The organism is Shewanella sp. Scap07 (genome assembly GCF_013394145.1).
Classification (GTDB): Bacteria; Pseudomonadota; Gammaproteobacteria; order Enterobacterales; family Shewanellaceae; genus Shewanella; species Shewanella waksmanii.
Window position 1 is genome coordinate 2,904,687 of record NZ_CP041329.1, and the last position, 12,454, is coordinate 2,917,140.

A 12,454-nucleotide genomic window follows, 5' to 3' on the forward strand; every position below is an offset into this window, starting at 1 on the left:
CTGCTTACCCTTTTTTATTAAACTGTTCAAAAATACTTGAGAAATCTCGTTTGCCATTGCCTTGGCGCGCGTGATTAACATATAAACTGCGCGCTAATGCCCCCATTGGCGTACTAGACTGAGATTGCAATGCGGCTTCCTGAGATAGTCCTAAGTCTTTGACCATCAAATCAACCATAAATCCGCCCTGATAATCATTCGATGAAGGCACATTTTCCATTACATCTGGACAAGGATTATATTTATTTAGCGTCCAATTACCACCACTACTGACCTTCATGATTTCAGATAACACGCTGGGATCTAATCCGTGGTCCATGCCCATCTGAATAGATTCACTGGTGGCCACCATCAATACTGACAACAACATATTATTGCAGATCTTTGCCACCTGCCCCGCACCCGGGCCACCAGCATGAAAAATATTGGCTCCCATATCTGACAATACCCCGTGGGCACGCTCATAAGCATTATCGCTGCCACCGCAAATAAAGGTTAATGTGCCCGCTGCTGCGCCCGCAGTCCCACCAGATACTGGCGCATCAATGAAATCTAGCCCTTTATCACTGGCAGCCTGTGCCACTGTTTTTGCGCTATCGGCATCAATGGTTGAGCAGTCGATAAGCAGGGTATCGTTAGCGACGACATCAATAATCCCCTTATTATCAGTATCTCCCATGTACAGCCCACGCACATGTTTGCCTGCCGGCAACATGGTTACCACGACATCGGCACCCGCAGCTGCGCCGCAAGCACTGCTGGCGGTTAATGCACCTTGCTGTGCCAGTTGATTCATCGCTTCTGGGACCAAATCAAACACTTTTACCGTTTTGCCGGCTTTAAGCAAATTAAGCGCCATGGGGCCGCCCATATTGCCCAATCCAATGAAAGCTACTGTTGTCATGTTGTTGTCTCCTTTGTTGGCTTTGGGCCAGCTTTAAGCTAAGTCAGCTAACGGGTGAGTTTGCTCATCCCATGGCGAAGCAAGTAGTTGGCTTAACACACTCGGTTCAATACGCTCGACTTGGGGAAATAACCACTGCGGATTACGGTCTTTATCAATCAATAACGCGCGTACGCCTTCAGCAAAATCGCCAATGGCACAACATTGTACGCTCAATCCCAACTCAAACTGGAATGCCTCAGCCAGACTCATCTCAGTCAAGTTGGCCTGGGCATAAATCAACGCCTGACTTATTGGGCTGCCCGCTTTAAAGGTCGCTACAGCACGTGATAGCCATTTTTCATCAGTACTGAGGTCTGCAAATCTAGCGGCAATTTCAGCCACAGAACCGGCCATTAGCGCATCAATCTCTTGCTGGTGCAGTGCTAATACACTGTCGGCCATCGGGATTTGACAACGTCCAGTTATGGCTTCCAACAATTGATCCAGCTTTTGGTGATTACTCTCAGCAGACGCCACCCAGTCGATGCTACTGAGTGCTTCCAATAGCGCATGTTTATCATCACGATTGAGATAGTGATTACCTAGCCCAACATAATAGGCGTCACTGCCAGACATGTTGTACGCGGTTAACCCTAAAAACAGCCCTGATTTACCCGGCATGGTATTGAGGAAATAACTGCCGCCCACATCAGGATATAATCCTATTGTTACCTCTGGCATGGCAATCCGTGAATGCTCTGTCACCACGCGATGACTCGCACCGGCCATCAGTCCGACGCCACCGCCCATGACGATACCATCGGCCCAAACTAATACGGGTTTATCATAGGTATGCAGCAAGTAATCTAATCGGTACTCTTGCTCAAAAAAGGTTTGTGCCGCCTCGGTGACCTCCCCCGGCGTGTCGATAGATGCCTGATATAAGGCTCTTACATCACCACCAGCACAGAAGGCTTTTTCACCGCTGCCATCAAGCACGACCATAGCGATATTGTCATCACTTTGCCATTGAGTTAGCTGGGCTAACATCGCTTGCACCATATCCAGGTTCAATGCGTTAAGCGCTTTCTCGATATTGAGAGTCACTACGCCGATCTGTTGGCCTGAAATGGTACCTAAGGTTTGAAAAATCACATCATTGGTGGCAGGTTTCATTAGCAGTTCTTCCATTTTGCTTGACGCTTTTCTAAAAAGGCATTCACACCCTCTTTTTGATCTAGGGTATCGAATAAACCAACAAATAGCTCTCGTTCAAGTGGTAAGGCTTGTTGGCGTGGCATTTGGCGACCCGCTTGGATAAGTTGCTTACATACAGTCACACTCGATGGGCTTTGATTAGCCACTTTCTCCGCCAGTGCAATAGCGCTATCAAGTGCCGTTGCTGTTGCCACTACCTCTTCAACTAAGCCAATTTGTAGCGCTTGTTGTGACTTAATGCGCTCGCCGCACAAAATCATCCGTTTCGTCCAGCCTTCACCGACCAGCGCAGTGAGGTTTTGGGTGCCACCTGCACAAGGTAGTAAACCGACGGTAGCTTCAGGCAAGGCCATCACTGCCTGGGTTTCGCACAGTCGGATATCACAAGCTAATGCAACCTCTAATCCGCCACCCATGGCATACCCATTAATCGCGGCAATCGACACACCACGAAAAGCTGACAACGCTTCAAAAGCCTCGCCAAAATACTTTGCCATTGATGCTGCGTTACCTTTGTCGCCATCAGCAAACAGTTTCAAATCGGCACCAGCAGAGAAGAACTTTTCGCCTTCACCCGTTAACACTAGTGCGTAAACGTCAGCATCGTCATTGAGCTGTTCAACACGCTGCTTTAATGCCTGTAATGATTCCGCCGTCCACGTATTAGCTGGCGGATTGCTCATAGTAATGACCGCAGTGTGTCCAATACGTTGCTCTAACAATCCATTCATTTGACGACTCCCTGTTATAGAATTTGGCTGGCTGTTTCATCCAGTAAACGACGGGCGATAATCAGACGCATGATCTCATTAGTGCCTTCTAAAATCTGGTGCACACGTACATCTCTAAAGTGACGCTCTAGTGGATATTCACGTATGTAACCATAACCACCATGTAGTTGCAGCGCATTATCACAAACACTAAAACCGACATCAGTTGCAAATCGCTTGGCCATCGCACAATATGCGGTTGCTTCTGGGTCTTGCTCATCCAATTTAAAGGCGGCTAAACGCACCATCTGCCTTGCCGCAACCAATTCAGTTGCCATATCGGCGAGTTTGAATTGCAATGCTTGGAATGCCGCAATCGGTTTGCCAAACTGTTTGCGCTCATTCATATACTGAGTCGCGCGTTCAAGCGCCGCTTGGGCGGTACCGATTGAACAGGTGGCAATATTAATGCGGCCACCATCTAACCCTTTCATGGCAAAGGTAAAGCCTTGCCCCTCTTCACCCAACAGGTTACTCACGGGGACGCGAACATTTTCAAAGGTGATCTCGCGGGTTGGCTGCGCATTCCAGCCCATTTTATCTTCTGCTTTACCGTAACTAATACCGGCACTATCAGCAGGTACCGCAATGGCTGAAATGCCTTTAGGGCCTGCTTCACCCGTACGGCACATCACCACGAGCATTTCGGTATCACCGGCACCAGAGATAAACATTTTCGCGCCAGAAATAAGGTAATCATCACCATCGCGCACGGCTTTAGTTTTCAGTGATGCTGCATCACTGCCGGCGCCAGCTTCAGTTAAACAGTATGAAGCGAGCTTTGCGCCGCTGGTGAGATCTTCAGACCACTGGCCACGCAGTGTCTCGCTGCCAAAGCTGGTGACCATCCAAGTTGCCATGTTATGGATAGTTAACATCGCTGTGGTGGCAGTACAACCCATAGCAAGTTGCTCAAAAATGATAGACGCATCAAGGCGAGATAGGCCCATGCCGCCTTCAGACTCTGGTGAGTACAGCGAGCAGAAACCCAGCTCACCAGCTTTTTGAATCACGTCTTTAGGAAAGTGGTGTTGCTCATCCCATTGGGCTGCAAACGGGGCTAACTCATCGGTGGCAAACTGAGCGGCTAGCTCGGCAAATTGACGTTGATCTTCATTGAGGTTGAAATCCATACCGCGAACTCCTATTGCACCTTTAGTAGGCTTTTGTCAGCCTTTATTTAGTTTGTGGTGCTGTTGCTTGTGAATACGGGCCGAGGTTGAGTCGGCCCCAATTGTCTAGGTTTAATGGTTATTTTAAGGCAATGGTCATATTCGGTGCTGTTTGCTCTGCATCACCAATTTGTGACTCAAACCAACGTGAGGTAATGGTTTTTGTTTCGGTGTAAAAGCGCACAGCCTGCTTGCCATAGGCATGTTGGTCGCCATAAAAACTTCCCTTCCAACCAGTGAACGAGAAGAAAGGCAGTGGCACAGGGATCGGCACATTAATACCGACCTGGCCCACTTCAATTTCATGTTGGTATTTACGTGCAGCAGCGCCGCTAGCAGTGAAAATTGAGGTGCCGTTGCCATACGGACTGTTATTGACAATCTCAATGGCTTCTTCAAGGCTGTCTGTTTCCATGGTGCACAGCACCGGACCAAAAATCTCTTGCTGATAGATACTCATATCGGTAGTCACGCCACTGAACATAGTGGGGCCAATCCAGTTACCTTCCTCATGGCCTGCCACGGTATAATCTGAGCCATCCAGTAAGCAGTTTGCCCCTTGCTGTTTACCTTCTTCAATTAAAGCCAATACCCGAGCTTTAGCGGCAGGACTAATTAACGGACCGTAACCCGCCTGCGCATCGTCCCACAGTCCTGGTTTGACTTTAGCTAGCGCCTCTTTTAGTTCAGGGATCCATGCTTTCGCTTCGCCAACAAACACCGCCACAGACAAGGCCATACAACGCTGACCCGCAGCCCCCACAGATGCACCCACTAAGTTATTTATCACTTGCTGTTTGTCAGCATCTGGCATGATCACACAGTGATTCTTAGCACCGGCAAATGCTTGGCAACGCTTTAAGTTGTCGGTAGCCGTTTTATAGATGTACTGACCGACGCCCACAGAGCCAACAAATGAGATAGCTTTGATATCACGATGAGAGAGTAAGGTATCGACCGCTTCTTTATCACCATGCACCAGTTGCAGCACACCTTTTGGCGCGCCCGCTTCTTCGAACAATTCAACCAAACGTTGCGGCGTCATTGGATCTTGCTCTGATGGTTTAAGCACAAAGGTGTTACCGCAGGCAATGGCCAAAGGGAACATCCATAACGGAATCATCGCAGGGAAATTAAATGGGGTGATCCCCGCGCAAACACCTAATGGCTGCGTGTAGCTGTAGGTATCAATTCCACGAGCAACGTTCTCGACGGTTTCACCCATTAATAGCGTAGCGATATTACACGCGTGCTCCGCCACCTCAATTCCACGCCAAACATCACCCTTAGCATCTTCAAAAGTTTTACCGGTTTCTTTTGCTAAAATGGTCGCAATTTCATCATGATGAGCTTTAAGTAGATGCTGGTAGCGAAACATGACTCGGGCACGTTCGGATACCGCCACTTCTTTCCAACTTGCGAAAGCCTGCTTCGCACTGGCTACGGCTTGCTCAACTTCAGCAACAGTTGCAGCATTAATTTGGGCAATAGGCTGATTGTCGGCCGGATTGGTGACTGTGATCTGCTTGTTACCTTGACCGGTGACAAATTCACCATCGATGTAATGTTTAACTTGAGTCGTCATGTTGCTTCCTTTTTACTAACACTGACTATCCATCAGTATTAGTGCTTGTTGATGCCGCTTTATTATTTTATTGATGAGTTACGGCTTATTGCTGTCGCTAATATTGCGCAAAAAATAGGCCCACAAAGTGTTATTGTGGGCTTAACTTTTTAAACTTCGATTGCCATCGCGGTTGCTTCGCCACCACCAATACAAAGAGAGGCGACACCACGGCTGAGGCCTTTGGCCTTAAGTGCATGAATAAGGGTGACTAAAACACGTGCGCCAGAGCAGCCAATTGGATGACCCAATGCACAGGCGCCGCCATAGATGTTGACTTTATCTTCATCCAATCCAAGCTCAGAGATTGCCAACATGGTGACCATGGCAAAAGCTTCGTTAATTTCGAATAGATCCACATCTTGTGTTTGCCAAGCCACTTTTGCTAATAACTTGTTCATGGCGCCCACAGGAGCGGTAGTGAACATTGAAGGCTCTTGAGCATGAGTAGCATGACCTTTGATCGTCGCCATAACCGCGAGCCCACGTTTAGCCGCTTCGTCGCGACGCATTAACATCAATACTGCAGCGCCATCAGAGATGGAGCTTGAGTTGGCAGCTGTGATCGTGCCATCTTTAGCGAAAGCAGGTCGTAAACTCGGAATTTTGTCAGGACGTGCATTACCCGGTTGCTCATCAGTGTCGACCACGGTATCACCGCGACGTGAGCTGACTGTCACAGGTGCGATTTCTGCATCGAATGCACCAGTTTCAATGGCGCTATTGGCTTTTTGTAATGAGTTAAGTGCAAATTGATCCATTTGCTCACGAGTTAAATTGAAATCATCTGCGGTTTTCTGTGCAAACGTTCCCATGGCGCCGCCGGTGTACGCATCTTCTAGGCCGTCAAGAAACATATGATCGAGCACTTTGCCGTGCCCCATGCGCATGCCACCGCGGGCTTTATCGAGCAAGTACGGAGCTTGACTCATATTTTCCATTCCACCGGCAAGCACAATTTGCGCACTGTCAGCCTTAATTAGATCATGTGCAAGCATCACTGTTTTCATGCCTGAACCACAGACTTTATTCACCGTAGTTGCGCCTACTGACAACGGCAGTTCTGCGCCTAACGCTGCTTGACGTGCAGGCGCTTGACCAAGCCCTGCAGGCAATACGCAACCCATTAACAGCTCATCGACATCGGCGCCATTGACACCTGTGTCATGCATCACGGCTTGTACTGCGGTAGATGCTAACACTGGAGAAGCGACACTTGACAATGCACCTTGAAAGCCACCCATAGGTGTACGTTTCGCCGCTACAATTACAATATCTTGATCTCGATTTTCGCTTGTCATGATTCACTCCAAACTGACAGAATTTATTCGTTAGGCAGCACATGTATGAATGTGATCTGCATCAAATAATAGCACTCTGACGTTTACGCGAACGTAAAGCAAGTATTGTTTTGCAATTAGTAAAAGATAATCACTGTGTGGTTGTCATGTTGAATTTACACCCGAGCAATGGCTGCCTGATGTCAGCAGTCACACCTAGGTATGGTAACGAGTAAGTAGGCTTAAATTAATACGCAAACTATTGATAATACGCTAATTAGCAATGAAATACTCTAGCAGCATCAAAGCTAAAACTAGTCATTTAATGACCAAAATAGCGGCTGACCATAAACTTGCTGTTGTCCATGGCTGTAAACAATCACGTCATTATCACTGGCAAGTACTACGGTATCGCTGTGCAATTGGTCTACGTGATCATCAGCAAATTGTTGTAGCTTAGGGACTAACGCTTGTGGGTCTGTCACATGGGGAACGTACAGATTAGGGTATAAGCCAAGACCCGATAGGTCCTTAAGACCAACGGCATTGTTGTCGCCACAGAGCGGCGCAGTTGCAATAGTATCAGTTAACAACATTGCCCCCGCACTTAAGCCAATAAAACTGCCCCCTTGCAGATAATACTGCACCAGTTGTTCGCTAACCTGCCTTTGTATTACACCTTGCAGAAAGCCAAATGTGTCACCGCCTGCCAAATGAATCATGTCGCAGTTAAGTAAGTCACTAAAAGCTTGTGCACTGTAGTCTTGGGTAAGTTCGCAATAGGTATCCATCTGCGCCCCGAAAGATGCATACACTTGTTGGGTTGCACTGAAGTATTGGCGCTGAGCTTCGTGGCCAGAGGCTAGATAGCCCACATTAGGTGCCGAAGTCGAAAAGCGCATATGTTGTTGTAAGGCGATGGCGACATTTGGGCTATCAAGGGCACTGAGTAATATTAATTTGCCCAACTGTTGATGACTTGCCATTTTTGCTTCCTGTTAAATTAGCGCCCCATTGATAACTTAAGCGATTCTAAGAGGTTAAGTAAACCGTCTACAGGCAATTTTTGCCAAAAACAGTCAACACTTGGGATGGCCAATCATAAAAGCCTACGGCTTTAGCTTGGCTGAAAATTTAACGCCATTTTTTTAATCTGCGCTAAAGGGACTTGATGTTGATTGCGCTCAGCACAGAGTTGTTGGTGGCTGGAATCAAGCGGATCGCCCACTAAAACAATACGCACTTGATAGCCTAATGCTTTAGCGGCAATTTCGTATGCCATAAATTCCCACAGCGCTAAATTGGTATTGTCGCAGATAACAACAGGCTCTTTGTTTGCTAAGGCTTGTATAAACCCACTAAGGTTTTTTTGATGATATTCAGCCAATTTATGCGCTTGAAAGCGATATTGTCCTTTCTGATAAAACCACTTATCGGTTGAGAAGTAGCCACGCTGGCGTATCGCCAGCGCTTGCTCAATGGATTGCGATTGAATAAATTGCTCAACCCAGTGACTTTTACCACTGCCCGGCAGGCCACGCATAATAATGGCAACCGGCGCAGCAACAGCACGAGTGTCAGTATCCTTTGAAGTCGGGCTCATCTATGCAGTGAGTTCTGTTTCATATTGATCGCTTATCACCTCATCGTTCAAGATACGCTCAACCAAATGCGGCACTAGGCTACTGGCTTTACCCTGAAGATGATATTGGAACTGACTGTCATTATCTGGTGCAACAATATTGACCTCAACGGTTTGTGCCCCATGATGATTAGCCGTATCAACAAAACCTGCGGCAGGATAAACACTGCCAGAGGTACCAATGGCGATAAAGAGGTCACAATGATCTAACGCGTGTTGCACTCTGTCTAGGCCAATGGGCATTTCACCAAACCACACCACATGGGGTCGTAGGCGCTGCGCTGGGATACAGCAAGTACACGTGTGATCTTCACCTAATGGATCACGCAGTAAAAAAGTTTGACGAGAACGCGGGCAGCGACCTTTAGACAATTCACCGTGCATATGCAGCAGTCGACGCGAACCGGCACGTTCGTGCAAATCATCAATATTTTGCGTGACAATCAATAACTCGCCTTGGAACTCTTTTTCCAATTTAGCTAACGCGACATGAGCTAAGTTAGGTTCAACATCGCCACTGTGTAACTGACGCCAGCGCTCATTGTAAAAGCGCTCCACCAGTTGAGGATCGCGAGCATAACCTTCAGGTGTGGCGACATCTTCAATTAAATGCTCTTCCCATAAGCCATCTTGAGAGCGAAAAGTTCGTAAACCAGACTCTGCCGAAATGCCGGCGCCGGTAAGCACTACGATTTGTCGATACATCAGCTTTCCTTTTTAGGTTATTGTTATTTCTAGTCACACTGTAGAGCATGCCCTATCACAAATTAAGCTGCTATTGGGCGTTAGTATAAATAACACTACAAAATGTATGCTTAAATTGCAGCATTTATCGCAGGTTTACCCTACTAATTGACTAATTTATTTGCTAAGCATCTATAAAGGCAGATCAAAGGTTTAAGTTTTTAATTTGTGCCCCTATAATGGGTTACAATATTCACACCATGAACCGTAATTGGCTGTGCTAATGGTTCTGCAATCAAGAGATTCGTAATGACAGATGGAAATCAAGCGCTAAAAAAAGCGGGACTGAAAGTTACCCTACCACGAGTCAAGATCCTAGAACTGATGCAAGGACCCGAGAACCAACACATCAGCGCAGAAGATCTGTATAAGAAGTTATTGGACATTGGTGAAGAAATTGGCCTAGCGACGGTCTATCGCGTACTTAACCAATTTGATGATGCCGGTATTGTTACCCGCCACCACTTCGAAAGTGGTAAAGCCGTATTTGAATTATCAACCAGCCAGCATCACGATCACTTGGTGTGTTTATCATGCGGTAAAGTGATTGAGTTTTCTGATGACGTTATCGAAACTCGTCAAGATGAAATCGCCATGAAACATAACATTAAGCTGACTAACCACAGCTTATACCTTTATGGTGTGTGCACTAATGACGAGTGCGACCACGGCGACGCTTAATACACATTAGAGTTGATAAAAAAACCAGCATTATGCTGGTTTTTTTGTATTGGTTATCCAGTGATTTTAACTTAACTGTTTAAAATACACTTTAACCCCATGACCCATAAACGTTGAATTTTCTCTAAAATGCATCCCCACTTTCTGGGCGACTTTTTCAGACGCATCGTTGCCATTTAAAATCAGTGCGATGGTTTGAGTAATACCAAAACGGCCAAATTGATCGAGCGCTGCATTGGCCGCTTCGACCCCAATACCTTGGCCCCAATATTTAGGGAAATAACGATAACCTAGCTCGACTTCATTAAACTCTTCAATAAACTTAGGACCACAAAAGCCAATCACTCGCTTATCGGCTTTATGCTCAACTGCCCAGCGGGTATAACCTCTCGACGCATAGTCTGGCAATAGCACTTCATTAAATAACACCCGCGCCTGGCGAATGTCAGTCATTGCTGGCGTAGGAATATAAGTGAGGATTTTGGGATCACGATTCATATCATACAAAGCCGGTATATCATCTTCGGTAAACTGCCGAATAATCAACCTTTCTGTTTCAGCTATCTGCATACTGCCCCCCGCGGCTATTGATGAAATGAACAATCTCGCTCGCTGTAATAGCGACGAATATAAGCATATTACTCTGAGCGAAAAAAAAGAGCTTTGCAATTATTTTCAAATAACTACAGACAAAACCATGATTAGCAATATAATCAACAATCATAAACTGCACAAACATTGTACGGTTGCCACAAGGAGGTTCTATGACAATTATGCAAAAAGTGTTTTGGCTGATTGCGACTTTAGGTAATGCGCTAGCACTTTACTGGTATAGCACTATGGGTGGCACGATTAGTGCGTTAGCGTTGTGCTTTAGCGTAGGCTATTCCATTATTGGTTACTACGATATCAAGCACAGCCCGCATACCTTAAACCGCCTCTATCCTGTGGTTGCCTATATTCGCTACTTCCTCGAATCCTACCGTGTTGAAATACAGCAGTATTTTATAGCGAATGACACAGAAGAGCGTCCTTTTAATCGTGAACAACGCTCGCTGGTGTATCAGCGAGCTAAAAACGTACGCGATACTATTGCTTTTGGTACGCAGCGAGACCTACTAGAAGAGAATTACTTGAGTCTGTGGCACTCGCTTGCACCCCAGACCATCCGCCCAGAAGCTAAACGTGTATCCATTGGCGGACCACAATGTCAGCAAGTCTACCAAGCTTCTTATCTCAATATTTCGGCGATGAGCTATGGCTCGTTAAGTGCCAATGCCATTGAAGCCCTCAATCTAGGCGCCAAACTTGCGGGTTGTTATCACAATACCGGCGAAGGTAGCGCCAGCCCTTATCATTTAAAGCACGGCGGCGATATTGTTTGGCAAATCGGCTCAGGGCTATTTGGCTGCCGCGATGATGACGGTAACTTTCACCCTGAACGTTTTGCGGCAATGGCCACTCGACCTGAAATCAAAATGATTGAGATTAAGCTCAGCCAAGGGGCGAAACCTGGTCACGGTGGTGTACTACCAAAAGCCAAAATAACCGAAGAGATTGCAACAATACGCCATATTCGCCGCGATAGAGACTGCGTATCACCTGCGGTAAACCCAGAATGCACCACGCCTAAAGATCTACTTAATTTCGTTAGTACTCTGCGTGAGCTCAGTGGTGGCAAGCCAATCGGCTTCAAGCTGTGTGTCGGTAATCCGGCTGAATTTATGGCAATTTGTAAAGCCATGTTGGCCACCAATATCCTGCCGGATTTTATCACCGTGGATGGCGCAGAAGGCGGTACGGGCGCGGCCCCAGTTGAATTCACCAACCGATTAGGCATGGTGTGTTTAGAAGGTGTTTACTTTGTCCATAATGTGCTGGTTGGTTGCGGGCTGAGAGACAACATTCGTATCATCGCCTCAGGTAAAACTGCCTCTAGCTTTGATATCTTAAGTAAAATTGCCGCTGGTGCTGATGTAGTCAATGCCGCGCGCACCATGATGTTAGCCTTGGGGTGTATTCAGTCAAGGCATTGCAACACCAATCTTTGTCCCACAGGCATTGCCACTCAAGATCCTGCTCGCTCGAAAGCCGTAGATGTTGAAGACAAAGGTATGCGAGTAAAGAACTTTCATAGTAATACGTTAAAAAGCTTCTACGAATTGGTGGGCAGCATGGGGCTTGACGATCCCGCTAAACTCACAGCGCAAATGATTAAACGCCGCTCTCCATACGGTTTACTGATATCTTCAAGCAGTTTAATTCAGCCGCTTCAAGCCAACGCATTGCTTGAAGGCAATATCAGCGATCCGGCTTGGTTGACATGGTGGGACAGTTGCTCAAGCGAACAGTTTTATTGTGAAGATACTTACGTATTAAAACCTGCTGAATTCTCACAGCATCAAAACTAGTGACACATAAAAAAGGCGCCTCAATG

General features: G+C 46.7%; 12 protein-coding genes. 2 read left to right on the top strand and 10 right to left on the bottom strand.

The features are described from left to right. Window positions 1-4 precede the first annotated feature (4 nt). From mmsB to cobB, 9 genes are all read right to left on the bottom strand, one after another. Window positions 5-904, bottom strand: coding sequence for a 3-hydroxyisobutyrate dehydrogenase (gene mmsB, locus FLM48_RS12725; RefSeq protein WP_179024881.1), 900 nt, complete (start codon window positions 902-904; stop codon window positions 5-7). A 33-nt stretch (window positions 905-937) separates the two neighbouring features. Next, a complete protein-coding gene (locus FLM48_RS12730; protein WP_256870933.1) occupies window positions 938-2,077 on the bottom strand; it encodes an enoyl-CoA hydratase/isomerase family protein in 1,140 nt (379 codons plus the stop codon). Continuing rightward, window positions 2,062-2,835, bottom strand: coding sequence for an enoyl-CoA hydratase (locus FLM48_RS12735; RefSeq protein ID WP_028772419.1), 774 nt, complete (start codon window positions 2,833-2,835; stop codon window positions 2,062-2,064). The genes FLM48_RS12730 and FLM48_RS12735 overlap by 16 nt, the downstream gene beginning before the upstream one ends. A 14-nt stretch (window positions 2,836-2,849) precedes the next feature. Further along, on the bottom strand, window positions 2,850-4,007 hold the full coding sequence (locus tag FLM48_RS12740) for an acyl-CoA dehydrogenase family protein (RefSeq protein ID WP_179024883.1): 1,158 nt from the start codon (window positions 4,005-4,007) through the stop codon (window positions 2,850-2,852). A 118-nt stretch (window positions 4,008-4,125) separates the two neighbouring features. Beyond that, the gene (locus tag FLM48_RS12745) at window positions 4,126-5,631 is read right to left on the bottom strand and encodes a CoA-acylating methylmalonate-semialdehyde dehydrogenase (protein ID WP_028772421.1); all 1,506 of its coding nucleotides are present in this window, start codon (window positions 5,629-5,631) and stop codon (window positions 4,126-4,128) included. A 149-nt stretch (window positions 5,632-5,780) separates the two neighbouring features. Continuing rightward, the gene (locus FLM48_RS12750; protein ID WP_179024884.1) at window positions 5,781-6,971 is read right to left on the bottom strand and encodes an acetyl-CoA C-acyltransferase; all 1,191 of its coding nucleotides are present in this window, start codon (window positions 6,969-6,971) and stop codon (window positions 5,781-5,783) included. Between the two features lie 293 nt (window positions 6,972-7,264). Continuing rightward, entirely contained in the window at window positions 7,265-7,936 is a 672-nt protein-coding gene (locus tag FLM48_RS12755; protein ID WP_179024885.1) for a Type 1 glutamine amidotransferase-like domain-containing protein, read from the bottom strand. A 131-nt stretch (window positions 7,937-8,067) separates the two neighbouring features. Continuing rightward, the gene (locus tag FLM48_RS12760) at window positions 8,068-8,553 is read right to left on the bottom strand and encodes an ATP-binding protein (protein ID WP_179024886.1); all 486 of its coding nucleotides are present in this window, start codon (window positions 8,551-8,553) and stop codon (window positions 8,068-8,070) included. After that, window positions 8,554-9,297 (bottom strand): Sir2 family NAD+-dependent deacetylase, encoded by a 744-nt coding sequence (cobB, locus tag FLM48_RS12765; protein WP_028772424.1) that lies wholly within the window; start codon window positions 9,295-9,297, stop codon window positions 8,554-8,556. Between the two features lie 288 nt (window positions 9,298-9,585). Here cobB and fur point away from each other — a divergent pair, with 288 nt between their 5' ends. Continuing rightward, window positions 9,586-10,017 carry a ferric iron uptake transcriptional regulator gene (fur, locus tag FLM48_RS12770; protein WP_028772425.1) on the top strand — a complete coding sequence of 144 codons (432 nt, stop codon included), beginning with the start codon at window positions 9,586-9,588 and terminating at the stop codon, window positions 10,015-10,017. A 66-nt stretch (window positions 10,018-10,083) separates the two neighbouring features. On the opposite strand, the gene FLM48_RS12775 is transcribed toward fur, so the two are convergent. After that, on the bottom strand, window positions 10,084-10,587 hold the full coding sequence (locus FLM48_RS12775) for a GNAT family N-acetyltransferase (protein ID WP_028772426.1): 504 nt from the start codon (window positions 10,585-10,587) through the stop codon (window positions 10,084-10,086). 194 nt (window positions 10,588-10,781) lie between these two features. Between FLM48_RS12775 and FLM48_RS12780 the strand changes: the two genes are divergently transcribed. Beyond that, complete coding sequence (locus FLM48_RS12780; RefSeq protein ID WP_179024887.1) at window positions 10,782-12,428, top strand: FMN-binding glutamate synthase family protein; 1,647 nt, start codon at window positions 10,782-10,784, stop codon at window positions 12,426-12,428. Window positions 12,429-12,454 lie beyond the last annotated feature (26 nt).